General features: G+C 75.6%; 16 protein-coding genes. 13 read left to right on the top strand and 3 right to left on the bottom strand.

Going from position 1 to position 24207, the window contains the following annotated elements:
* The first annotated feature begins 28 nt into the window (after nucleotides 1-28).
* The 3 genes from ACF1AK_RS26415 (at nucleotide 29) to ACF1AK_RS26405 (ending at nucleotide 8195) form a co-directional block, all read left to right on the top strand.
* Nucleotides 29-3403 (top strand): ATP-dependent helicase, encoded by a 3375-nt coding sequence (locus tag ACF1AK_RS26415; RefSeq protein WP_391501313.1) that lies wholly within the window; start codon nucleotides 29-31, stop codon nucleotides 3401-3403.
* A 126-nt stretch (nucleotides 3404-3529) separates the two neighbouring features.
* Entirely contained in the window at nucleotides 3530-6748 is a 3219-nt protein-coding gene (locus tag ACF1AK_RS26410) for a UvrD-helicase domain-containing protein (protein WP_391501312.1), read from the top strand.
* Between the two features lie 190 nt (nucleotides 6749-6938).
* Nucleotides 6939-8195, top strand: coding sequence for a PP2C family protein-serine/threonine phosphatase (locus tag ACF1AK_RS26405; RefSeq protein WP_391501311.1), 1257 nt, complete (start codon nucleotides 6939-6941; stop codon nucleotides 8193-8195).
* Between the two features lie 24 nt (nucleotides 8196-8219).
* On the opposite strand, the gene ACF1AK_RS26400 is transcribed toward ACF1AK_RS26405, so the two are convergent.
* A complete protein-coding gene (locus tag ACF1AK_RS26400) occupies nucleotides 8220-9191 on the bottom strand; it encodes an endonuclease/exonuclease/phosphatase family protein (protein WP_391501310.1) in 972 nt (323 codons plus the stop codon).
* A gap of 164 nt (nucleotides 9192-9355) precedes the next feature.
* Between ACF1AK_RS26400 and ACF1AK_RS26395 the strand changes: the two genes are divergently transcribed.
* The 6 genes from ACF1AK_RS26395 (at nucleotide 9356) to ACF1AK_RS26370 (ending at nucleotide 17538) form a co-directional block, all read left to right on the top strand.
* Nucleotides 9356-10009, top strand: coding sequence for a PadR family transcriptional regulator (locus ACF1AK_RS26395; RefSeq protein WP_391501309.1), 654 nt, complete (start codon nucleotides 9356-9358; stop codon nucleotides 10007-10009).
* 87 nt (nucleotides 10010-10096) lie between these two features.
* Entirely contained in the window at nucleotides 10097-10873 is a 777-nt protein-coding gene (locus ACF1AK_RS26390) for an ABC transporter ATP-binding protein (RefSeq protein ID WP_391501454.1), read from the top strand.
* Nucleotides 10870-13746: an FtsX-like permease family protein gene (locus ACF1AK_RS26385; RefSeq protein WP_391501308.1), complete on the top strand. Its 2877-nt coding sequence runs from the start codon at nucleotides 10870-10872 to the stop codon at nucleotides 13744-13746. The genes ACF1AK_RS26390 and ACF1AK_RS26385 overlap by 4 nt, the downstream gene beginning before the upstream one ends.
* Before the next feature lie 158 nt (nucleotides 13747-13904).
* Nucleotides 13905-15317: a dipeptidase gene (locus ACF1AK_RS26380; RefSeq protein WP_391501307.1), complete on the top strand. Its 1413-nt coding sequence runs from the start codon at nucleotides 13905-13907 to the stop codon at nucleotides 15315-15317.
* Between the two features lie 93 nt (nucleotides 15318-15410).
* The gene (gene nudC / locus ACF1AK_RS26375) at nucleotides 15411-16361 is read left to right on the top strand and encodes an NAD(+) diphosphatase (RefSeq protein ID WP_391501306.1); all 951 of its coding nucleotides are present in this window, start codon (nucleotides 15411-15413) and stop codon (nucleotides 16359-16361) included.
* 322 nt (nucleotides 16362-16683) lie between these two features.
* On the top strand, nucleotides 16684-17538 hold the full coding sequence (locus tag ACF1AK_RS26370) for a GntR family transcriptional regulator (RefSeq protein ID WP_391501305.1): 855 nt from the start codon (nucleotides 16684-16686) through the stop codon (nucleotides 17536-17538).
* A 105-nt stretch (nucleotides 17539-17643) separates the two neighbouring features.
* Here the strand turns inward: ACF1AK_RS26370 and ACF1AK_RS26365 are convergent, their stop codons facing one another.
* The gene (locus ACF1AK_RS26365; protein WP_391501304.1) at nucleotides 17644-17901 is read right to left on the bottom strand and encodes a mycoredoxin; all 258 of its coding nucleotides are present in this window, start codon (nucleotides 17899-17901) and stop codon (nucleotides 17644-17646) included.
* A gap of 270 nt (nucleotides 17902-18171) precedes the next feature.
* On the opposite strand from ACF1AK_RS26365, the gene ACF1AK_RS26360 reads away from it, so the two are divergent.
* From ACF1AK_RS26360 to ACF1AK_RS26345, 4 genes are all read left to right on the top strand, one after another.
* The gene (locus ACF1AK_RS26360) at nucleotides 18172-20436 is read left to right on the top strand and encodes an ATP-dependent DNA helicase UvrD2 (protein ID WP_391501303.1); all 2265 of its coding nucleotides are present in this window, start codon (nucleotides 18172-18174) and stop codon (nucleotides 20434-20436) included.
* Nucleotides 20437-20715: 279 nt separating this feature from the next.
* Entirely contained in the window at nucleotides 20716-21192 is a 477-nt protein-coding gene (locus tag ACF1AK_RS26355; protein ID WP_391501302.1) for a hypothetical protein, read from the top strand.
* Between the two features lie 168 nt (nucleotides 21193-21360).
* Nucleotides 21361-21726 (top strand): WhiB family transcriptional regulator, encoded by a 366-nt coding sequence (locus tag ACF1AK_RS26350; protein WP_030309517.1) that lies wholly within the window; start codon nucleotides 21361-21363, stop codon nucleotides 21724-21726.
* Nucleotides 21723-22121 (top strand): hypothetical protein, encoded by a 399-nt coding sequence (locus ACF1AK_RS26345; protein ID WP_380288604.1) that lies wholly within the window; start codon nucleotides 21723-21725, stop codon nucleotides 22119-22121. Before ACF1AK_RS26350 ends, ACF1AK_RS26345 begins: the two co-directional genes overlap by 4 nt.
* Nucleotides 22122-22231: 110 nt before the next feature.
* On the opposite strand, the gene ACF1AK_RS26340 is transcribed toward ACF1AK_RS26345, so the two are convergent.
* Nucleotides 22232-23731 carry an ABC1 kinase family protein gene (locus ACF1AK_RS26340; protein WP_391501301.1) on the bottom strand — a complete coding sequence of 500 codons (1500 nt, stop codon included), beginning with the start codon at nucleotides 23729-23731 and terminating at the stop codon, nucleotides 22232-22234.
* Nucleotides 23732-24207 lie beyond the last annotated feature (476 nt).

Genomic DNA, 24207 nt, shown 5'->3' with positions numbered 1-24207 from the left:
TTGCCCGAGCACGACCCCCAGGACGTCCGTGAGCTCCCCCTACCGTCTGGTGCGCAGCCCCCTCGTGCCGCCCGCCCCGCCCGCACTCGACGCCCACCAGCGCGCCGTGGTCGAGCACGCGGGCGGCCCGCTGCTGGTGCTCGCCGGACCGGGCACCGGCAAGACCACCACCCTCGTCGAGGCCGTCGCCCGGCGGATCGAGAACGGCGCCGATCCCGAGCGGATCCTCGTCCTCACCTTCAGCCGCAAGGCCGCCATGGAACTGCGCGACCGGATGGCCGGGCGCCTGTCCGCCACCACCGGCGGCGCCCGGGCCGCCGCCCCGCAGGCCACCACCTTCCACTCCTTCTGCTACGCCCTGCTCCGCGCCCACCAGGACCCGGCCGACTACGCCGAGCCGCTGCGCCTGCTCTCCGGCCCCGAGCAGGACGTCATGGTCCGCGAGCTGCTCGCCGGCGGCGCCGAGGACGCCCGGCGCGGCCGCTCCCGGATCGCCTGGCCGCTCGACCTGCGCGCCTGCCTCACCACCCGCGGCTTCGCCGACGAGGTGCGCGCCGTGCTCGCCCGCAGCCGTGAGCTCGGCCTCGGCGAGGCCGAGCTGGCCCGCTTCGCCGAGGGCGTCCAGCGGCCCGACTGGGCCGCCGCCGCCCACTTCCTCGCCGACTACCTCGACGTCCTGGACCTGCGCGGCGTCCTCGACTACGCCGAGCTGGTGCACCGCGCCGTCCTGCTCGCCGACCGTCCCGAGGTCGAGCGCGACCTGCGCGGACGCTACGACGCCGTCTTCGTCGACGAGTACCAGGACACCGACCCCGCCCAGGTGCGGCTGCTGCGCCGGCTGGCCGGCGGCGGGCGCGAACTGATCGCCGTCGGCGACCCCGACCAGTCCATCTACGCGTTCCGCGGCGCCGACATCAACGGCATCCTGGAGTTCCCGCAGACCTTCCGGCACGCCGACGGCCGCCCCGCCGACGTCAAGGTGCTGCGGGTCTCCCGCCGCTCCGGCGCCGTGCTGCTGGCCGCCGCCCGCGAACTCACCCGCCGGATGCCGATGGGCCGGCTGCCCGCCGACAAGCTCGCCGAGCACCGCGCCCCGCTGCCCGCCCGCGAGGGCGGCCGGGTCGAGGTCTACACCTACCCGACGCCCGGCGCCGAGCTGGACTCGATCGCCGACCTGCTGCGCCGCGCCCACCTGGAGGACGGCGTGCCGTGGGGCGAGATGGCCGTCCTGGTCCGGGCCGGCGCCCGGTCCATCCCCGGGGTGCGGCGGGCGCTCGGCGCGGCCGGCGTCCCGCTGGAGATCGACGGCGACGACCTGCCGCTGCGCGAGGAGCCGGCCGTCGCCCAGCTGCTGCTCGCCCTGCGGGTCTGCGCCGAGCAGGCGGTCCGCGACCGGCAGGACGGCACGGTCGGTGCGGACGGCGCGGACGGCGCGGACGCTGCCGCGCCCGACCCGCTGACCACCGACCTCGCCCACGCCCTGCTCACCGGCCCGCTCGGCGGCCTCGACGGCGCCGACCTGCGCCGCCTCGGCCGCACCCTGCGCGAGGAGGAGCGCGCCGCCCTGCGCGCCGGGGCCGCCGACGGCGCACCCCCCGCCGTGCCCCGCCCGGCCGGCGACCTCCTGCGCGAGGCCCTCGCCGAACCCGAGCGCCTCGCCGTCCTGGACGCCCCTCACGCCCGGCGTGCCCACGACCTCGGCACCCTGCTGCGCAAGGTCCGCGAGGCCCTGGCCGGCGGCTGCACCGCCGAGGACGCCCTCTGGCAGCTGTGGGACGGCTCCCGCCGCTGGCGCGAGCGCCTGGAGCGGGCCGCCCTGCGCGGCGGCGCCGCCGGCCGCAACGCCGACCGCGACCTCGACGCGGTCTGCGCCCTGTTCGAGACCGCCGCCCGGGCCGAGGAACAGGTCACCGGTCACCGCGGCGCCCTCGACCTGCTCGCCGAGCTGGAGGCCCAGGACATCGCCGCCGACACCCTCACCGTGCGCACCGTGCGCCCCGAGGCCGTGCGGCTGATGACCGCCCACCGCGCCAAGGGCCTGGAATGGCGCCTGGTCGTCGTCGCCGGCGTGCAGGACGGCCTCTGGCCCGACCTGCGCCGCCGCGGTTCCCTGCTGGAGGCCGACCGGATCGGCCGCGACGGCCTCGCCGAACCGCTCACCCCCGCCGCGCTGCTCGCCGAGGAACGCCGCCTCTTCTACGTCGCCGCCACCCGCGCCAAGGACCGGCTCGTCGTCACCGCCGTCAAGGCCCCCGCCGACGACGGCGACCAGCCGTCCCGCTTCCTGCGCGAGCTCTACCGCGAGGACGTCGACCCCCGGACCGGCCGCGTCCTCAGGCGCACCCCGCAGGTCACCGTCGAGGACGTCACCCACCGCCCGCGCCGCCCGCTCGCCGTGCCCGCACTGGTCGCCGAGCTGCGCGCGGTCACCGTCGACCCGGCCCGCTCGCCCGAACTGCGCCGCGCCGCCGCCGAACGGCTCGCCACCCTCGCCCTCGCCGCCGACGACGAGGGCCGCCCGCTGGTGCCCGCCGCCCGCCCCGAGAGCTGGTGGGGCCTGGAGGACCCCACCGCGGCCCCCGACCCGCTGCGCTCCGCCGACCTGCCGGTGCGGCTGTCCGGCAGCGGCCTGGAACAGCTGGAGAACTGCTCGCTCCAGTGGTTCCTCGACAAGGAGGTCAAGGCCCGCGGCACCTCCTCCGCGGCCCAGGGCTTCGGCAACGTCGTGCACGCCCTCGCCGACGAGGTCGGCTCCGGCCGCACCCCCGCCGACCTCGCCGTCCTCATGGAACGCCTGGACACCGTCTGGGACGCGCTGGCCTTCGACGCGCCGTGGAAGTCCCAGCAGGAGAAGACCGAGGCCCGCGCCGCCCTGGAGCGCTTCCTCACCTGGCACGTGATGGCCCGCGGGCGCGACGTCGTCGCCACCGAACACGGCTTCGACGTCACCCTCGACGCCGGCGGCGTCCAGGTGCGCATCCGCGGCTCGATGGACCGGGTCGAGAAGGACGAGGCCGGGCGCGCCTACGTCGTCGACTTCAAGACCGGCAAGCAGACGCCCGCCGACAAGTCCCTGCCCGAGCACAAGCAGCTCGCCGTCTACCAGCTCGCCGTGCGCTCCGGCGCCCTCAACGGGCTGCCCGGCTTCGACGCCGCCGCCCCCGAGTCCGGCGGCGCCGAACTCGTCCAGCTGCGCAAGCCCGACAAGGGCGCGGCCGACGCGCCCAAGGTGCAGCGGCAGGAGCCGCCCGAGGGCGAGCCGTGGATCGAGAACCTGCTCGCCGACGCCGCCGGGCGGATCCTCGCCGAGCGGTTCGTCCCGCAGACCGGCGGCGGCTGCGACCGCTGCGCCTTCCGCCGCAGCTGCTCCGCCCAGCGCGACGGCGCCCAGCTCGTGGAGTGACGGCGCCCGGCCCGCCGGGCCGCGCGCCCGGCGAACGGCCGGTGGACGGCGGATGTGGTGCACGCGGCACGTGGCCGTCGCCACAGCGGCCCCCCGGCTGTCGGCGGCCCCGGCTACCGTTGCGTGGTGACCGCCGTGCTCAGCCATCCCGACCAGCTCAAGGAGCTGCTGGGCATCCCCTTCAACCGGGAGCAGATGGCGGCCATCGGCGCCCCGCTGCGGCCGGCCGTCATCGTCGCCGGCGCCGGCTCCGGCAAGACCACCGTGATGGCCGCCCGGGTCGTCTGGCTGGTCGGCTCCGGCGCGGTGCGCCCCGAGGAGGTCCTCGGCCTCACCTTCACCAACAAGGCCGCCGGCGAACTCGCCGAACGCGTCCGCTCCGCCCTGCGTCTCGCCGGCGTCACCGACCCCGAGGACGGCGGGGCGCTCGGCGAACCCGACATCTCCACCTACCACGCCTTCGCCGGCCGCCTCCTCAAGGAGCACGGCCTGCGCATCGGCGTCGAACCCGACACCCGGCTGCTCGCCGACGCCACCCGCTTCCAGCTCGCCGCCAAGGTGCTGCGCACCGCGCGCGGCCCGTTCCCCGCCCTCACCGGCACCTTCGCCAACCTGGTCGCCGACCTCACCGCCCTGGACGGCGAACTCGCCGAGCACCTCGTCGAGCCCGCCGCGCTGCGCGCCTTCGACGAGGAGCTGCTCGACACCCTGGCGGGCGTGCGGCTGAGCAACGAGGACCTGCGGACCGTGCCCGCCACCGCCCGCGCCCGCCTGGAACTGCTGCGGCTGGTCGAGGACTACCGGCGCCGCAAGGCCACCGCCGGGCTGATGGACTTCGGCGACCAGATCGCCGCCGCCGCCCGGCTCGCCCAGCAGCGCCCCGAGGTCGGCGCCCTGCTGCGCGAGCAGTACCGGGTCGTGCTGCTCGACGAGTACCAGGACACCTCCGTCGCCCAGCGGCTGATGCTCGCCGGGCTGTTCGGCGCCGGACCGGACGGCACCGCCCCCGGCCACCCCGTCACCGCCGTCGGCGACCCCTGCCAGGCCATCTACGGCTGGCGCGGCGCCTCGGTCGCCAACCTCGACGACTTCCCCCGGCACTTCCCCGCCGCCGACGGCGCCCCCGCCGACCGCTACGCGCTCAGCGAGAACCGCCGCAGCGGCGGGCGGCTGCTCGCCTTCGCCAACGAGCTCGCGGCGCCGCTGCGCGCCATGCACGAGGGCGTCGAGGCGCTGCGCCCCGCCCCCGGCGCCGAGACCGACGGCCGGGTGCGGGCCGCCCTGCTGCCCACCCACGCCGAGGAGATCGCCTGGCTGGCCGACGAGATCGACCACCTGGTGCGCACCGGCACCGCCCCCGGCCGGATCGCCGTGCTGTGCCGGGGCGGCGCGGCCTTCCCCGACGTGCACGCCGCGCTGGTCGCCCGGGACGTGCCGGTGGAGGTGGTCGGCCTCGGCGGACTGCTCCACCTGCCCGAGGTCGCCGACCTGGTCGCGGTCTGCGAGGTGCTCCAGGACCCGACCGCCAACGCCGCCCTGGTCCGGCTGCTGATCGGCCCGCGCTGGCGGATCGGCCCGCGCGACCTCGCCCTGCTCGGCCGGCGCGCCGCCGAACTCGTGCGCACCGAGCGGCCCGAGGGCGTCGAGGCGCTCGCCGCCGCCGTCGCGGAGACCGACCCCACCGAGGTCGTCTCGCTCGCCGACGCCCTGGAGACCTTCCTGGACGCGCAGGACGCGGACGCCGACGGGCTGCCGTTCTCCGCCGAGGCCCGGGTCCGCTTCGCCCGGCTCGCCCGCGAACTGCGCGAGCTGCGCCGCTCGCTCGCCGATCCGCTGATGGACGTGCTGCACCGGGTCCTCGCCGTCACCGGCCTGGAGGTCGAGCTCGCCGCCTCCCCGCAGGCGCTGGCCGCCCGCCGCCGGGAGACCCTGCACGCCTTCCTCGACGTCGCCGCCTCCTTCGCCGACCTCGACGGCGACCCCGGCCTCGCCGCCTTCCTCGGCTTCCTGCGCGCCGCCCAGGAGCACGACCGGGGCCTGGACGCCGGCCTGCCCGGCGGCGAGGACACCGTCAAGGTCCTCACCGCGCACAAGTCCAAGGGCCTGGAGTGGGACGTCGTCGCCGTCCCCGGCCTGGTCAGGGGCGCCTTCCCGTCGTCCTCCCCGCGCGAGCGCTGGACCAGCACCAAGCGCGTCCTGCCGCACGCCCTGCGCGGCGACGCCGCCACCCTGCCCGAGGTGCGCGGCGGCTGGAACGCCAAGGCGATGAAGGAGTTCCGGGCCGCCCTCGCCGAGCACTCCGCCGTCGAGGAACTGCGTCTGGGCTACGTCGCCTTCACCCGCCCGCGCGCCCTGCTGCTCGCCTCCGGCCACTGGTGGGGGCCCAGCCAGAAGTCCCCGCGCGGCCCGTCGGACTTCCTGGAGCAGCTGCGCCAGCACGCCGAGCGGCCCGGCAACGGCGAGGTCGTCGTCTGGGCCGACCCGCCCGCCGACGGCGAGGAGAACCCGGCGCTCGCCGCACCCGTCGAACGCCCCTGGCCACTGCCGCTCGACCCGGCCGCCCAGCACGCCCGCCGCCGGGTCGCCGAGGTGGTGCACCGCCGCCTGGCCGGCGCGCCCGCCCCGGAGCCCGAGCCGATGGCCCCCGAGGACCGCCGGCTGGTGGAGTCCTGGGACCGTGACCTGAACGCGCTGCTCGGGGAGCTGGAGCGCTCGCGCAGCCGGGTGCGCGAGGTGCCGCTGCCGGCGTCGCTCTCCGCCACCCAGCTGCTGCGCCTGGCCGCCGACCCGGACGGCTTCGCGCACGACCTCGCCCGCCCGATGCCCCGCCCGCCGCAGCCCGCCGCCCGGCGCGGCACCCGCTTCCACGCCTGGGTGCAGTCCCGGATCGAACCGCTGATGCTGATCGGCCCCGGCGCGCTGCCCGGCGCCGACGACGACGGCATCGAGGACGAACAGGACCTCGAACGCCTCAAGGAGGCCTTCCTGCGCACCCCGTACGCGCACCGGGAGCCGCTGCGGGTCGAGGCGCCGTTCCACCTGGTGCTGGCGGGCCGGGTGGTGCGCGGCCGGATCGACGCGGTCTACCGTGACGGTGACGGCGGGTCAGAAATCGGCGGCGCGTCACGCTACGAAGTGGTGGACTGGAAGACGCACCGGGAGGAGACCGCCGACCCGCTCCAGCTCGCCGTCTACCGGCTGGCCTGGGCCGAACAGGCGGGCGTCCCCCTGGAGCAGGTCACGGCCTCGTTCCTGTACGTCCGCAGCGGCCGGATCGAACAACCCGCAGGACTTCCCGGCCGAAAAGAGTTGGAACGGCTCCTGATCGGGAACAGTGAAGAATGAGTCACGGAGAGCATTCAAGTCATCACGGCATCGGGCGAAACCTGTGCGTAGTGCACGTTTCGCGCCTATTGTGGGGTCGGTAACCGGTCAACCCCCGTGCTCCGGCCGCCAGCGAGGCCCGTATTCCCTAACCCTCAGTCATCACCGCAGGTGCCCCTGGGCATCGGCGTCTTCTGCTGGAGAACCGAAGTTGAGCGCGACCGGATGGATCAGAGAACGGTTCGCCGGGCCGGCCCCGGGGGCCGCGCCCGGGGCGACCGGCACCTGGCCGAGGACGGCACTGTCGCTGCCGTTCATCGGCATGGCGCTGGTCGTCGTCCTCGACTACTTCACCGACGCCGCAGTGACCGTCGAACCGGCGCTCACCGCCGTTCCGGCGCTGGCCGCCGTGGTCAGCCGCCGCACCTGGTACCCCCTCGCCATCGGCGCCTGCACCGAGGCCGTCGCCTTCCTGATGGCGTTCCACAACGACGTGCTCGGCGAGTCCGTGCACAGCGCCACCGTCTTCGCCATCGTCCTCGTCGCCGCGATCGGCTGGGTCAGCGCCACCCTGAGGCTGCGCCAGGAACGCCTGCTCGCCGACGCCCAGCTCGTCGCCTCCATCGCCCGGCGTGTCCTGCTGCGCCCCGTCCCCGACCGCGTCGGCACCGTGCGCGCCGCCGTCCACTACGCGGCCGCCGCCGCCCACGCCCGCATCGGCGGCGACCTCTACGAGGTCGTCAACACCCGGCACGGCGTGCGCGCCGTCGTCGGCGACGTGCGCGGCAAGGGCCTCGGCGCGGTCGAGACCGCCGCCGCCGTGCTCGGCGCCTTCCGCGAGGCCGCCCACCAGGAGGCGGCCCTCGACCGGGTCGCCGGCTGGCTCGCCGACAGCCTCGACCGCGCCCTGCACGAGAACGACCACCCCGGTGTCGAGGAGGAGTTCGTCACCCTCGTGCTCATCGGCGTCGGCCCCGACGGCACCGCCGAGATCGTCAACTGCGGCCACCCCGCCCCGCTGCTGCTGCGCGGCACCGAGGCCGCCCGTCCGCTGGAACTCGCCGAGACGGTGCCCCCGCTCGGCGTCCTCGACCCCGCCGACGTCCGCCCCCCGGTCCACCGCGTCCCGCTGCACCCCGGCGACCGCGTCCTGCTGTTCACCGACGGCGTCATCGAGGCCCGGGACCGGGCCGGCACCTTCTACCCGCTCGCCGAACGCCTCCCGCGCTGCGCCCGGGGCGGACCCGTCGACGTGCTGCGCCTCCTGCACGAGGACGTGGTGCGCCACGTCGGGCGCCAGCTCGGCGACGACGCCGCCATGCTGCTCCTCCAGTACGAGCCCCCGCCCGCCGCTGACCGCCCGGAGTCCGCCGTCACCGCCGCGCAGCTGCCCGCCGACCCGGCCCGGCCGCCCGCCTCGCCCGTCCCCCTCGTCCCCCAGCAGAACGGGCACCTGTCGCGGCAGTGAGGGCCCGTGGAGTGCGGGCCGCGGTCAGAGGGACACCCGGACCACCAGCGGCCGGTGGTCCGACACCCCCGCACGCGGAGCGGACGCCGCCCCCACCGCCGAGCGCGGCACCCCCACCGCCAGCACGTGGTCGAACTGCACGGCCGGCCGGTGCGACGGATAGGTCGGCGTCCGGGCCAGGTCCGACCAGCCCTGGAGCCGCGCCCGCGGCTCGCGCACCCGCCGCCGGCGCGGCTCCGGGAGCACCGGCCGGGCCCGGCGGGCCGCCCGCAGCTCCCGCACCCGCACCCGCGGCGCCGACCGCTCCAGCGCGCTCGCCCCGCCCAGCACCGTGCGCGGCACCGCGCCCACCAGATTGAAGTCCCCCAGCACCAGGTACGGCTGCGGCAGGTCGGCGATCCACCGGCGGATCGCCGCCAGCTGCGCCATGTTCCAGCCCGGGACGAACGACAGGTGCGCGGCCACCACCGTGAACGGGCCGTGCGCACCCTCCAGGACGGCGGCCAGCGCGGCCCGCGGCTCGTCCGGGACCGGCGTCAGCCCGCGCCGCCCGGCCACCCGCAGCGGCAGGCCGAACGGGGCCGGCGCGAACCGGCGGGCCCGCCAGTGCCGCACCGGCAGCCGGGTCAGCAGCGCCGTGCCGTAGGCGGGCGGCGCGCCGTCGCCGACCTCGGCCGGCCCGTACACCCGGATCCCGGCGGGTGCCGAGGCCTCCGGCAGCCAGCCGGCCACCGGTGCGGGGCGGCCGTGCAGGGCGGCGGCGAACCGCCAGTCCCCGGCGCCCATCGCGGCGGCGGCGACGGCGGCCTGGTCGGTGCCGCCGGAGCGGGCCTGTCCGCGGTCCACCTCCTGGAGCGCCAGCACGTCGGCGTCCAGCGCGGCCACCGCCTGCGCGAGCGGCCCGCCGGGGTCGGCCGGGTAGGGCCGCGGGGCGCCGTCGGGCGCGAGCGGCTGACCGTGCAACAGATTGAAGGTGGCGATGCGCAACTGGCTCACGCCCCCCGACGTTACCCGCCGCCGGTGACGGCCGGACCCTCGCCCGGACGTCCGGGCCCGGCCCGGCGGCCCGTCCCCGGCCCGCTGCCCGGCCGGCTCCCGGCGGCTGCCCGGGCGGACCCCCCGGCTTGACCCGTCGAGCATACCCGGTATACATACTCGGTATGTCCATCCGCCACGGCCTGCTCGCCCTGCTCGACCAGGGACCGCGCTACGGCTACCAGCTGAGAACCGAATTCGAGGCGCGCACCGGCGCCACCTGGCCGCTCAACGTCGGCCAGGTCTACACCACCCTCGCCCGCCTGGAACGCGACGGCCTGGTCGTCCCCGCCGGGGAGGACGAGGAGGGCCACCAGTTCTACGCCGCCACCGACGCCGGCCGCGCCGAACTGCGCGCCTGGTTCGACACCCCGGTGCCGCGCACCAACCCGCCGCGCGACGAACTCGCCATCAAACTCGCGATGGCCGTCACCGTCCCCGGCGTCGACGTGCCCGCCGTCGTCCAGGGCCAGCGGCGGCACAGCATCAAGGCGCTCCAGGACTACACCCGGCTCAAGGGCCGCGCCCTCGCCGGGGAGACCCGCCCCGGCGGCGCCGGCGAACAGGCCGGCTCCGACCTCGCCTGGCTGCTCGTCCTCGAACAGCTGATCTTCCAGACCGAGGCCGAGATCCGCTGGCTCGACCACTGCGAGACCCGGCTCGCCCAGCGCGCCGAGGTCGAACAGGCCCGCGCCGCCGAAGCCCGCACCACCGGGAACCCCGCCGACGACGTCCCGCCCGCACCCACCCGGTTCGGGCGCCGCCGCAGCAGGGCCTGAACCACCCGGGGCCCGGCCCCGCCCGAACGAACGAACCACCGGCCCGCCACCCGCCACCGTGCGACGGGCCCCACCACAGCAGGGGGAATCGTGTCCCACAGCGGTCCGAGCGGGAACGGCACCGGCGCCGTTCTCCACCTGGACAACGTCACCCGCGTCCACGGCCAGGGCGCCGCCGAGGTCCAGGCGCTGCGCGGCGTCGACCTCAAGGTCCACCCCGGCGAGTTCGTCGCCGTCATGGGCCCCTCCGGCTCCGGCAAATCCACCCTGCTCACCCTCGCGGGCGGCCTCGACACGCCCAGCGCCGGCCAGGTCCTGGTGGAGGGCGTCGCCCTCGGCGGCCTCAGCCGCAAGCGCCTCGCCGAGGTCCGCCGCCGCTCCGTCGGCTACGTCTTCCAGGACTACAACCTCATACCGGCCCTCACCGCCGCCGAGAACATCTCCCTGCCGCGCGAACTCGACGGCCTGTCCGCCCGCGCCGCCCGCCGCGAGGCGCTCGCCGCGCTGGAGGAACTCGGGATCCCCGAACTCGCCGACCGCTTCCCCGACGACATGTCCGGCGGCCAGCAGCAGCGCGTCGCCATCGCCCGCGCCCTCATCGGCGACCGCCGCCTCGTCCTCGCCGACGAGCCCACCGGCGCCCTCGACTCCACCACCGGCGAAGCCGTCCTCGCCGTGCTGCGCGCCCGCTGCGACGCCGGCGCCGCCGCCATGATGGTCACCCACGAGGCCCGGCACGCCGCCTGGGCCGACCGCGTCGTCTTCCTGCGCGACGGCCGGATGGTCGACGAGAGCGCCAGCCAGGACGCCGGCAGCCTGCTCGTCGCCGCCGCCGCCAACGCGAAGGGCCCGGTGGGGGAGTGAACCTCGGTTCCTGGCGGGTCGCCCTGCGCATCGCCCGCCGCGACGCCCTGCGCGCCAAGGGCCGCAGCGCCCTCGTCGTCGCCATGGTCGCGCTGCCCGTCCTCGGCGTCACCGGCGCCGACGTGTTCTTCCGCAGCGCCGAACTCGACCCGATCGAGAAGATCGAGCGGACCATGGGCCAGTCCGACGCCTCCCTGGAGATCCTCGACCGCGGGGCCGTCGTCCTGCAGACCCCCGACCCCAGCGTGGACCGCAAGATCACCACGGTCGACGAGGCGAAGAAGGAGAACGGCAAGCCCGTCCTCACCCCCGAGCAGCAGCGCAGCCTCGACACCGCGCCCGCCGACCTCGCCCGGCAGCTGCTGCCCGGCGCCACCCTGGTGCCGCTGCGCGAGGGCCCCTTCATCACCACCAGCACCGCCGAGGGCCTCACCTACGTCCGCGTCACCGAAGTCGACCTCGCCGACCCGGTCTGGCACGGCCGCTACGACGTGGTCAAGGGCCGGGCCCCCAGCGCCGACCACGAGATCGCCGTCACCCAGGCCTTCCTCGACACCTCCGGGCTGAAGCTCGGCGACCGCACCGCGCCGCGCGGCCTCGAAGCCACCCCCTACACCATCACCGGCGTCGCCGAGCACCCCGGCGACCTGCGCAACGCCGGCCTGTTCGCCCGCCCCGGCGCCGTGACCGACCCGCTGGCCAAGCTGCCCGCCGAGCCCGGCACGCGCGGGCGCACCTCCGTCAGCGACGAGGTCAACGACTGGCTCGTCAAGCTCCCGGCCGGGACCACCCTCGACTGGCCCAAGGTCGTGGAGCTCAACAAGCACGGGTTCCTCGTCGCCTCGCGCGCCGTGATCCTCGACCCGCCGCCCCGCTCCGAGGTGCCGTTCTACGCCGACCCGGCCGGCCGGGGCGGCAACCCGACCCCGTTCCTCGACCGGACCTCCGTCGTCGTCCTCGGCACCGTCATGGGCATGGCCCTGCTGGAGATCGTCCTGCTCGCCGGCCCCGCCTTCGCCGTCGGCGCCCGCCGCTCGCGCCGCCAGCTCGGCCTGCTCGCCGCGGGCGGCGGCGACCGCGCCCAGGTGCGCGCCGTCGTCCTCGGCGGCGGTGTCGTCCTCGGCCTCGCCGGCGCCGTCGTCGGCCTCGCCCTCGGCATCGGCCTGGTCGCCCTGCTGCGCACCCGGGCCGAGGAGTTCGCCGGCGAGCGCTTCGGCCACTTCGACCTCCAGCCGCTCGACCTGCTGGGCATCGCCCTGATCGGCCTCGTCACCGGCCTGCTGGCCGCCGTCGTGCCCGCCGTCCAGGCCTCCCGCCAGGACGTCGTCGCCGCCCTCACCGGCCGCGACACCCTCAAGCCGCCCAGCCGCAGGCTCGCCCTGCTCGGCCTGCTGATGCTCGGCGGCGGCTCCGCCCTCGCCCTGCTCGGCGCCACCGGCGGCTTCGGCGGCCGCTCCCTCACCGTCCTCGGCGGCTCGGCCGTCGCCGAACTCGGCATGGTCGCGCTCTCCCCCTACCTGGTCGGCCTCTTCGGCCGGATCGGCCGCTGGCTGCCGCTCGGCCCCCGCCTGGCGCTGCGCGACTCGGTGCGCCACCGCGCCCGCACCGCCCCCGCCGTCGCCGCCGTCATGGCCGCCGTCGCCGGCTCGGTCGCCGTCGGCGTCTACACCACCAGCTCCGACGAGGAGATGCGCCGCGAGTACGTCGCCTCCGGCCCCGACCACGCCGTGATGCTCTCCGCCGGCTGGGGCGCCGGCTCCGACGGCTCGCTGCTCCCGCAGATGCGCGGTGCCGTGCAGAACAACATCCCCGGGCTCGGCACCCGCGCCGACGTCCAGCGCGTCACCTACCTGGGCGACTGCATGGTCAGCCGCGACGGCGTCTGCGGCTGGGCCACGCTCGCGATGCCCGAGGAGCGCCGCTGCCCCGCCTCGGGCCGCAACGCCGTGAAGATGGGTCCGGACGAACTCGAACGGCTCACCCGCGAGGACCCGCGCTGCCAGGAGAAGCACCTGTCCCGCGGCAGCTCCTTCGCCATGGTCCAGGCCGGTGACGGCGGCCTGCTGCGCAACCTCTACGACGTCACCGACCAGGCCTCCGTCCAGGCCCTCGCGGCCGGCAAGGCCGTCGTCTTCGACGAGCGCTACATCAAGGACGGCAAGGCCATCCTGGAGCTCACCGAGCCGAGGTACGAGAGCGGCCCGGACGCCGAGCCGGCCGTCCACCCGGTCACCGTCGACGCCCACCTCGCGACCTCCCCGCTGGGGCCGACCGACCAGGTGGTGCTCAACCCCGACACCGCGCGGCGCCTCGGCCTCACCACCCGCGACATCGGCTCGGTGTGGCGGCCCGACGGCCCCACCACCGACGCCGCGGAGCAGAAGGCCCTCTCCGCGCTCGCCAAGCTCTCCGACGGCATCCAGTTCGACATCGAACGCGGCTACCGGTCCCCGGGCGACCTCATCACCCTCGGCCTCACCGTGTTCGCCGGCCTGGTCGCGCTGGGCGCCGCCGGCATCGCCACCGGCCTCGCCGCCGCCGACTCCCAGCGGGACCTCACCACCCTCGCGGCGGTCGGCGCCGAGCCCCGGATCCGGCGCACCCTGTCCGGGTTCCAGTGCGGCGTCATCGCCGCCATGGGCGCCCTGCTCGGGGTCGTCGCCGGGGTGGTGCCCGCGATCGCCCTGCGCAAGGTCGAGGGCGCCGCGGACAGCTACCCCGGGATGAGCCTGCAGGAGCAGGCGGCCAACGGCATCGTGGTGTTCCCCTGGCTCACCATCGCGGGCACCGTGGTCCTGCTGCCGCTGCTCGCGGTGGCGCTGGCCGCGCTGCTCACCCGCTCGCGGATCTCGCTGCTGCGCCGCACCGGCTGAGCCGGGGCCGCCGCCCGCCGCCCGTCGGCCGTCGGCCGTCACACCCGTCACCCCGGACCGCCCGCGCGTCCGGGGTGACGGACGTAACAGCCCCCGGAACGCCCGCGCTTCGGGACCGGGGCCGCTCGCAGGCACCCGGGCGAACTAAAGTCGTCCGTATGACGAAAACCCCGGACAGCGTCGTCCGCTCCTTCATCGACCAGCACCGGCCCGCCTTCCTCGCGGACCTCGCGGACTGGCTCCGCATCCCCTCGGTGTCCGCCGACCCCGGCCGGGCCGGAGACGTCCGCCGCTCCGCCGAGTGGCTGGCCGCCAAGCTGCGCGACACCGGCTTCCCGGTGACGGAGGTGTGGGAGACCGACGGCCTGCCGGCCGTCTTCGCCGAGTGGCCCTCGGGCGACCCGGACGCGCCGACCGTCCTCGTCTACGGCCACCACGACGTGCAGCCCGCCGCCAAGGAGGACGGCTGGGCGACCGACCCGTTCGAGCCGACCGTGGTCGGCAACCGGCTGTACGCCCGGGGCGCCGCCGACGACAAGGGCCAGGTGTTCTTCCACACCCTCGGGGTGCGCGCCCACCTGGCCGCCACCGGCCGCACCGCGCCGGCCGTCAACCTCAAGCTGCTGATCGAGGGCGAGGAGGAGTCCGGCTCCCCGCACTTCGCCGACCTGGTGCGCCGCGAGGCCGGCCGGCTGGCCGCCGACGTCGTGATCATCTCGGACACCGGCATGTGGTCCGAGACCACGCCGACCGTCTGCACCGGCATGCGCGGCCTGGCCGACGCCCAGATCGACCTGTACGGGCCGGACACCGACATCCACTCCGGCTCCTTCGGCGGTGCCGTGCCCAACCCGGCCACCGTCGCCGCCGAGCTGGCCGCCGCCCTGCACGACGCCGACCACCGGGTCGCCGTCCCCGGCTTCTACGACGGCGTGGTCGAGCTGACCGACCGCGAGCGGGCGCTCTTCGCCGAGCTGCCCTTCGACGAGGCGGCCTGGCTGCGGACCGCCAAGTCGTACGGCACCCGCGGCGAGGCCGGCTACTCCACCCTGGAGCGGATCTGGGCCCGCCCGACCGCCGAGGTCAACGGCATCTGGGGCGGCTACACCGGCCCCGGCGGCAAGACCATCGTGCCCGCCTCGGCCCACCTGAAGCTCTCCTTCCGGCTGGTCGCCGGACAGGAGGTCGAGAAGGTCCGCGAGGCCGTCCGCGCCTGGGTGGCCGACCGGGTCCCCGAGGGCATCCGCCACGAGCTGGTCTTCCCGGGCGCGACCCGGCCCTGCCTGACCCCGCTCGACCACCCGGCGCTGCAGTCCACCGTCCGGGCGATGGGCCGGGCCTTCGAGCAGAAGATCCTGTTCACCCGTGAGGGCGGTTCCGGTCCGGCCGCCGACCTTCAGGACGTGCTCGGCGCGCCGGTGCTGTTCCTCGGCATCTCGGTGCCCTCGGACGGCTGGCACTCGGTGGACGAGAAGGTCGAGCTGGACCTGCTGGCCAAGGGCGTCGAGACCGCCGCCTACCTGTGGGCCGACCTGGCCGAGAACTGGCGGCCGGGCGGCGGGAGCGCGTGAACCGCGGGCCGGCGCGGGCCGACCGGGGGCGGGCGCGTCCCGCCCCGGCGGTCCGCGCGGACCCGAACCGTCCGGAAGACTGATCACGTGGGGATGGAACAGTTGAGCACCGTGCCTGAGACCGAACGCCCGTCGCACCTGGCGCTGGCCCGGGCCGGGGTGGACCGGGCGGCCCAGCACCGGTTCGACGAGCCCTGGCTGGCGGCCGCGTGGAGCCACCCGTCCACCAAGGTGCTGCCGATCGCCGGCGGCGAGGTGTTCGTGGTGGACACCGGGCAGGGGACCGAGCTGGTCCTGCTGCCCTCCTTCGAGGCGCCGCAGATCGGCGACCGGTACTTCCTCGGCACCGACGAGGACGGCGTCTCCTACTTCGCGCTGGCCGGCGAGAGCCTGCCGGGCCGGCTGGACGGCGACGCCCGCCCGGCCGGGCTGCGCGAGGTCGGCGCGCTGCTGTCCGACCGGGACGCCGGGCTGCTGGTGCACGCCGTCGCGCTGGAGCACTGGCACCGGCTGCACAGCTTCTGCTCGCGCTGCGGCCACCCGACCGAGAAGGCCGGCGCCGGGCACGTGCGGCGCTGCACCTCCTGCGCGGCCGAGCACTACCCGCGCACCGACCCGGCGGTGATCATGCTGATCACCGACGAGCAGGACCGCTGCCTGCTCGGCCGCCAGGCGCTGTGGCCGGAGGGCCGCTGGTCGACGCTGGCCGGCTTCGTCGAGCCGGGGGAGTCGATCGAGCAGGCGGTGGTGCGCGAGGTGCAGGAGGAGGCCGGGGTGCGGGTCGCCGAGGTCTCCTACGTGGCCAGCCAGCCGTGGCCGTTCCCGTCCAGCCTGATGCTGGGCTTCCTGGGCCGGGCGCACCCGGAGGGCACCGCGATCACCGTGGACGGGGAGGAGCTGGCGGAGGCGCGCTGGTTCTCCCGGGAGGAGCTGCGGGCGGGGATGGCGGCGGGAGAGATCCTGCCGCCGTCCGGGATCTCGATCGCCCGGCACCTGGTCGAGGTCTGGTACGGGGAGCCGCTGCCGTCGGCGGCCCGCTGGTAGGCCCGGCGGTTCGCGGGACCGGCCGACGGGTCCGGTGCTTCCGGTGCTTCCGGGTGTTCGGTGCTTCCGGATGTCCGAGGCCTCCGGATGTCCGAGCTTCCGGGTGTTCGGCGCGTTCGGCGTGTTCTGTGGATGGGGGGCGTGTGGAGTTGATCCACGCGCCCCCCATTTCCTTTTCGAATCCGTCTCCGCAGGATGTTCGTAACCGGAGCGGCCCTGTCCAGTACGGCCCCCGGGGCCCCGTCCGGCGGTGTCACCGATCCCGGCGGACTTTGCCGCAAACGCCTGAAAGCGCCTCACCCGGCTCGCTACATTCACTCGGGTGACAATCCCCCGGGGTACCACCCAATCCCCCAAATACCAGCGCCTCGCCGCCGACCTGCGCCGCCGGATCGCCGAGGGCGAGTTCACCGCCGCGGCCGCCCTGCCCGTCGAGAGCGAACTGGAACGCCAGTACGGCGTCGCCCGCAACACCGTCCGGCTCGCCGTCGACGTCCTCGTCAACGAGGGCCGGCTGGTCCGCCTCCAGGGCAAGGGCACCTATCTGCGCGAGCACCCGGTGCTCGACCACCGCGCCTACGGGCCCGCCCCCCGCCTCGACCCGCAGGACCCCGGCGCCCGCGACTGCCTGGCCGTGCCCAGCGCCGTCTACCGCGGCGAGGCCGCCGAGAGCGGGCGCGAACTCACCGTCGACTTCGAGATGATGATCGTCCGGGCCCGGGTCGACATCGCCGAGCGGCTCGGACTGCGCCCCGGCGAGGCCATCGTGGTCCGCCGCCAGCTGCGCATGCTCGACCGCGAGCCGTACTCCATCGAGGAGAGCCACTACCGGGCCGGTCTCGCCGCCGGCACCCCGCTGATGGAGCCCGACCAGATCGACGGCGGCGACGAGGCGGTGCTCGCCGCCCTCGGCCGCACCGAGATCGGGGCCGTCGACCACCTCGTCGCCCGGATGCCCGGGCCCGAGGAGGCGCAGTGGTTCCAGGGCGGACCCGGGGTGCCGCTGATGGTCCAGACGCGGGTCACCTACGACCGGCGCGGACCGGTGCGGGTCATCGAGACCCGCTACTCCGCCGACCGCAGCCGGCTGGTCTACGGCGTCGGCGACCTCGCCGCCCGGACCGTGCTGCCCGGGCCCGCCGCGCCCGTCGAGGCGGCCCGGGCCGACGCGCCGTAGCCGCGGTGGGCGGGCGCGCCGGGCCGGGGCCGCCCGGGCCGCCGTGCGGTGCCGCGCGCGGGGCGGAGCCAGGGCGGGGCCGCGGGCCCGGGCGGAGCGCGGGGGTCAGGCCGCGAGGGCCTTCTTGACCTGCAGCAGGCTCGGGTTGGTCATCACGACCCGCTCGCCGCCGCCGGCCGGCTCCACCAGCACGGTCGGAACGGTCTGGTTGCCGTTGTTCACCGACTCGACGAAGGCCGCCGAGGCCGGGTCCTCCTCGATGTTGATCTCGGTGTAGCCGATGCCCTCGCGCTGCAGCTGGCTCTTGAGCCGGTTGCAGTAGCCGCACCAGGTCGTGCTGTACATCGTCACGCTGCCGGACATCGAGGGGACTCCTTCTGATCGGGGAGGGGCCGGGGGCCTTGGCGGGGGCGCCGCGCGGGTCACGCGGCTCCGGGGGGAGAACGTCCACCGCCCGGCGGTCATTCCGCGCCCGGCCGGCCGGACCGCACCAGCGTGCACCCACCCGAACCGGCGCGGGTCGCAGGGCCCGCGCCCCCACGTACAACCATCCGCCGTCCCCGGCGCGATCATCCGGCGATCACACCGCACCTGTGGACAACCCCGCCCGCGATGTCCGCGCGGGCTGAGAGGATGGAACGCATGCAGGAAGACCTCTTGAGCGGCAGCCCGTTCGACGGACACCAGGACGCCCACCGCTTCGGCGACCCCGCCGCCGACGGCCCCGACGCCGTCCTCGCCGGGCTCGACCCCGAACAGCGGGCCGTCGCCACCGCCCTGCACGGTGCCGTCTGCGTCCTCGCCGGCGCCGGCACCGGCAAGACCCGCGCCATCACCCACCGCATCGCCTACGGCGTGCGCAGCGGCGTCTACCAGCCCCAGCAGGTCCTCGCCGTCACCTTCACCGCCCGCGCCGCCGGCGAGATGCGCGGCCGCCTGCGCCAGCTCGGCGCCGACGGCGTCCAGGCCCGCACCTTCCACGCCGCCGCCCTGCGCCAGCTCCAGTACTTCTGGCCCCGCGCCGTCGGCGGGCCCGTGCCCCAGCTGCTGGAGCGCAAGGTCCAGCTCGTCGCCGAGGCCGCCGGCCGCTGCGGGCTGCGCGTCCAGCGCACCGAACTGCGGGACCTCACCGCCGAGATCGAATGGGCCAAGGTCACCCAGACCGGCCCCGACGACTACCCCGCCGCCGTCGCCAAGTCCGGCCGCGACGCCCCCCGCGACCCCGCCGAGACCGCCCAGGTCTACCGCGTCTACGAGGAGACCAAGAACCGCCGCGGGAACATCGACTTCGAGGACGTGCTGCTGCTCACCGCCGCCATCCTGGAGGACCGCCCCGACATCGCCGACCAGGTCCGCGCCCAGTACCGGCACTTCACCGTCGACGAGTACCAGGACGTCTCCCCGCTCCAGCAGCGCCTCCTCGACCAGTGGACCGGCCCCGGCGGCGGCGCCAGCCTCTGCGTCGTCGGCGACGCCAGCCAGACCATCTACTCCTTCACCGGCGCCACCCCCGACTACCTGCTCGGCTTCCGCAACCGGCACCCCGGGGCCACCGTCGTCAAGCTCGTCCGCGACTACCGCTCCACCCCCCAGGTCGTCCACCTCGCCAACGGACTCCTCGCCCAGGCGCGCGGCGAGGCCGCCCGCCACCGCCTCGAACTCGTGTCCCAGCGCGAGGCCGGCCCCGAGCCGGTCTACACCGAGTACGAGGACGAACCCACCGAGGCCGAGACCACCGCCCGCCGGATCAAGGAGCTCCTCGCCGCCGGCGTGCGCGCCAGCGAGATCGCCGTGCTCTTCCGCACCAACGGCCAGTCCGAGGTCTACGAGCAGGCCCTCGCCGACCTCGGCGTCCCCTACCAGCTCAAGGGCGCCGAGCGGTTCTTCGAGCGCCCCGAGGTCCGCGACGCCGGCGTCCTGCTGCGCGGCGCCGCCCGCGCCGCCTCCGACCCGGTCACCGACGGCGCCCCCGACCTCGCCGGCCAGGTCCGGGCCGTCCTCGCCACCCGCGGCTTCACCGCCGAACCCCCGGCCGGCTCCGGCGCCGTCCGCGACCGCTGGGAGTCCCTCGCCGCCCTCGTCCGGCTCGCCGAGGAGTTCGAGCGCGGTCGCGCCGCCGACGGGCAGAGCACCGACCTCGCCGCCTACGTCGCCGAACTCGACGCCCGCGCCGCCGCCCAGCACGCCCCCGCCGTCGAAGGCGTCACCCTCGCCTCCCTGCACGCCGCCAAGGGCCTCGAATGGGATGCCGTCTTCCTCGTCGGCCTCACCGAGGGCACCCTGCCGATCATCTACGCCAAGACCGACGAGCAGGTCGAGGAGGAGCGCCGCCTCCTCTACGTCGGCGTCACCCGTGCCCGCAAGCACCTCACCCTCTCCTGGGCGCTCTCCCGCTCCCCGGGCGGCCGCGCCTCCCGCAAGCCCAGCCGCTTCCTGGACGGGCTGCGCCCCGGCTCCAGCGCCCCCGGCAGCCGGCCGGCCGGGCGCGGCGGGGCGGCCGGCGGGGGCGGCGAGCGCTCCGCCGGGCGCCGGGTCCGCGGCCCGGTCACCTGCCGGGTCTGCGGGCGGGCCCTCACCGAGGCCGTCGAGCGCAAGCTCCGCCGCTGCGAGGGCTGCCCCTCCACCATGGACGAGGGGCTCTACGAGCGGCTGCGCGAGTGGCGCGCCGCCCAGGCCCGCGAACAGGGCGCCCCCGCCTACGTCGTGTTCACCGACGCCACCCTCATGGCCATCGCCGAGGACGTCCCCGCCAACCGGCAGGAGCTCGCCGGCATCTCCGGGGTCGGCGCGATGAAGCTGGACAAATACGGGGCCGCCGTGCTCTCGTTGTGTGCGGGGGAGGAGCCCGTCAGGGATCCGGCGGACGTCACGGACGACCAGCCGGACGAACCGGCCTGAGCCGGTCCGGGGCGATCACAGCCGGTGCCGGAAGGCGCCGCGGAGACCGTCGGGAAACTCGCCGGAAAAATAGTTTGCGCGCCGTACCGGGAGCGCAATAGCCTGCCGGAGCGGTCAAGGGGACGCGATCGGCCGGGGTGACGCCTGTCGCCGCACTCCCCTGCACCCACGAGCTCACAGAGCTCCACCCGCTTCACCCAGCTTCACCGAGACAGACATCCGAACAGTTCGGAGCCCGGGGAACCAGGCTCCGCGAGACGCCGAGAGGAGGCGAATGCAGTGGAAACCATGATCACCAAAATGACTGGCCAGACCGTCGTCGCCGCCTCCCTGCGTGCCGCCAACCTGCGGCTCGCCGTCCAGCTGTGCGAAACCGGTCTGGGTCTCGACACCACCGGTGTCTCCGTCGTTCCCGCTTCCCCCGCCCTCGCTGTCAGTGGCCTCGGACACACTGGCTCCGGCAGCAACGGCATCCAGGGCGGCAGCCTCGACGGCACCGGTGTCGAGACTGGTCTGTCCCGCGACTGGGCGTCGGTCGATGCTTCGCGCTCCCTGCGTGATGAGCGACCGACCCAGGCACCGAAGACGGCCGTAGCCATTGCCATGCATGGCGGCTATGCGCGGGTCATCGGTGCCGGAAACACCCAGAAGCAGAACGAGCAGCAGATCAGCCAGGCCATGGCCGCCTTCAACGGCGCCACGGCCGTCCGGATGCGGGCCTTCCGCGGCCCCGAACCCTGGAGAGAACGAACCTGAGCCAGCCTCAGGTCGGCGCCTCCAGGGCCGCGGAACCCCACACACCGGGATCCGCGGCCCTTCTGTTTTGTCCGGTACGCAAGACCACCCAGGCCCCCCGGGGCCTCCGGCCCAGCCCCACCAGTCAGCTGAGCCGGACCCACTGAGAAGACGAGGAAGACGCCCACAGTGTCCACGGTCATCACGCCGCCCACCCCGTCCGTACCGCCGACAAGCCAGACCAAGGCCGACCAGGCCGACCCTCCGGAGGTTCTCCCCATGCAGTTCACCTCGATCGACCAGGCCGAGGAGCTCGGGCTCCCCATCCCGTGCCGTGCCTTCGACCCCGAGGTCTTCTTCGCCGAGACGCCCGCCGACGTCGAGTACGCGAAGTCCCTCTGCGGCACCTGCCCGGTCAAGGACGCCTGTCTCACCGGTGCCCTGGAGCGCCGCGAGCCCTGGGGCGTCTGGGGTGGCGAGCTCTTCGTCCAGGGTGTCGTCGTGGCCCGCAAGCGGCCGCGTGGCCGCCCGCGCAAGACCGAGGTCGCGGCGTGAACCCCGCGTCCGGAGCCGGAACCGTCCGCCGGGGAGAGCAGCCCCCGCTGGACAACGCCCTCCGCCGCTCCGTACGCCTCGCCGCCGCCAAGGCCGACGCCGCCCGCATCCGCCCCTTCCCGACGCCGCACCACGAGCAGGACCACCACATGACCGCCGCCGCCATCGATCCGACCGTCCGGGCCGAGCAGACCACCGAACTCCAGATCCAGAACAGGACCCTCGAAATGCAACTTCTCCATGAATCCCTGGCACGGGCGCATATGCAAGAGCGCCTCCAGGAGGCCGAGCACCAACGGCTCGTCAGCCGGCTCGCCCGGGCCCAGCGGCTCAAGCAGAAGGCCGAACGCGCCTCGCTCCGGGCCCGCAAGGCCCTCGCCGTCGCCCTGATGTGACCGGGACGCCGGTGAGTTAGACCCCTCAGGACCCCCGTCGCGCCGCAGGCCGCCCCCCGACACACCGGGGGGCGGCCTGCGGCCGTCGGCCGTTCACGGCCGACGGCGGATCAGTCTTCCGCGGACGGGCTCCGGCGCCTGGCCGGGGCGGCCTTCTTCGCCGCCGCCTTCTTCACGGCGGGCTGCTGTGCGGCCGGCTTCTTCGGCGCGGCCTTCTTCGGGGCGGGCTTCTCCGCAGCGGCCTCGGACGCCGCCGCCTCCTTCGCCCGCCCCGGCGACCCCTCCTCGGCGAACTCCGGCAGCCACGCCAGCATCTCCGCCCGGAACGGCGCCTTCGCCCCCAGCTGGCAGAGCACCCCGATCGTGCTCAGCGTCACCCGGTGGATCAACAGGTACGACGGCGGCAGGTTCAGCTGCTTGCCCAGGTTGTACGCGGGCGACCGCGGATCGGCGATCCGTGCCGCCTGCGCCCGCATCCACGCCCGGGTGAAGTGGAACGACTCCACCGCCGCCGGCTCGATGATCGGCACCAGGTAGTCCAGCACCGCGTCCGGATCCAGCTCGATCGAGGGCTTCACGAAACCCTCCTCGCGCAGCATCGCCAGCACACCCGCCGCGTCCCCGGCCAGGGCCATCCGCAACGAGGCCCCGATCGGCGCCGGCAGTCCGCCGGGCAACCGGTCCACCGTCCCGAAGTCCAGGACCCCCAGCCGCCAGCCCTCCACCGGGCCGTCGTCCTTCAACAGCCGGAAATTGCCCGGATGCGGATCCGCGTGCAGCAATCCCGTCCGTGACGGACCGGCGAACAGGAAGCGCGCCAGCAGCCGGCCGGCGACGTCCCGCTCCTCCTGCGAACCCGAGGCGATCACCTCCGCCAGCGGCGTGCCGTCCATCCACTCCGACACCAGCACCTGGTCCGCCTGCGCCACCACCCCCGGCACCACGATCTCCGGATCGCCCGCGAACTCCTCCGCGTGCCGGCGCTGCGCCTGCGCCTCCAGCCCGTAGTCCAGCTCCTCCGCGACCCGCTCCCGCAGCTCCGTGATCAGCGGCTTGATGTCCAGGCCCGGAATCAGCGGACCCAGCAGCCACGCCACCCGGCTCAACTGCGACAGATCGGCCAACAGGGCGTCCCCCGCCCCCGGGTACTGCACCTTGACCGCGACCGCGCGCCCGTCGTGCCACACCGCCCGGTGCACCTGGCCGATCGACGCGGCCGCCGCCGGACGGTCGTCGAACTCCAGGAACAGGCTCCGCCAGTCCTCGCCCAGCCGCTGCGCCAGCGCCGCGTGCACCTTCGCGGCCGGCATCGGCGGCGCGGCGTCCTGCAGCTTGGTCAACGCCGCCCGGTAGGGGCCGGCCACCTCTTCCGGCAGGGCGGCCTCGAAGACGGACAGCACCTGCCCGAACTTCATCGCCCCGCCCTTGAGCTCGCCCAGGACCTTGAACAACTGGTCGGCGGTGGCCTGTTGCAGCTCGGCGGTCACCACCTCGGCCGACCGGCCGCCGATCCGCTTCCCGAGACCCAGGGTGGCGCGGCCGGCTATCCCCAGCGGCAGGGCGGCGAGTCGTGCCGTGCGGGTCATTGCCTTGCGCGGAAGATCGCTCACCCGGGCCTCCAAGTCGACACGCCCAAGGCCCCCGCAGCGGGGGCCGACCGTCATACGCCATTGTGCCCGTTCGACGGCGCGGCCCCGGCCGGAATTCGCCGCCCCGACGGGTCCGCACTGCCCCGGCGGACACCTCCCCGGGACCGGTGCCCCCGCCACCGCGGCCCTCCCGGCGGCCGGCAGGGGCCCACCGGGCCCGTCAACCGGGCGATGCCGGCGGCGAGTTCGGCCCCGGCCCGGACCGTGCCGGCCGGTGCCGGAAGGAGCGGCACCGGGGCGGCGGACTTCACCTCCCCGGGGCCGCGCCGCCCGCTCGGGCGGCGCGGCCTGCCCCGCTCCACCCACCTCGGCCGTCCCATCCACCTCGGCGGCGCCGGCCCGCCCGGCGGCGGCGCGGCGGTGGGCCGCCCGGCGGGTGCGGGCCGGCCGGGGCGGGGCGGGGGGGCGGGGGGGGGGGGCCGGCGGGGGGGGGCGGG

Source organism: Kitasatospora sp. NPDC015120 (assembly GCF_043080305.1).
Classification (GTDB): Bacteria; Actinomycetota; Actinomycetes; order Streptomycetales; family Streptomycetaceae; genus Kitasatospora.
The sequence above is the reverse complement of the archived record's forward strand: the minus strand, read 5'-3'. Positions and strand labels throughout refer to the sequence as shown.

Excerpts from the sequence above, each read along its gene's own strand:
- ACF1AK_RS26360 (WP_391501303.1), top strand. The coding sequence starts at position 18,172 with ATGGAACGCATGCAGGAAGACCTCTTGAGCGGCAGCCCGTTCGACGGA.
- ACF1AK_RS26365 (WP_391501304.1), bottom strand. The coding sequence starts at position 17,901 with ATGTCCGGCAGCGTGACGATGTACAGCACGACCTGGTGCGGCTACTGC.
- ACF1AK_RS26395 (WP_391501309.1), top strand. The coding sequence starts at position 9,356 with ATGTCCATCCGCCACGGCCTGCTCGCCCTGCTCGACCAGGGACCGCGC.
- nudC (WP_391501306.1), top strand. The coding sequence starts at position 15,411 with ATGGAACAGTTGAGCACCGTGCCTGAGACCGAACGCCCGTCGCACCTG.
- ACF1AK_RS26380 (WP_391501307.1), top strand. The coding sequence starts at position 13,905 with ATGACGAAAACCCCGGACAGCGTCGTCCGCTCCTTCATCGACCAGCAC.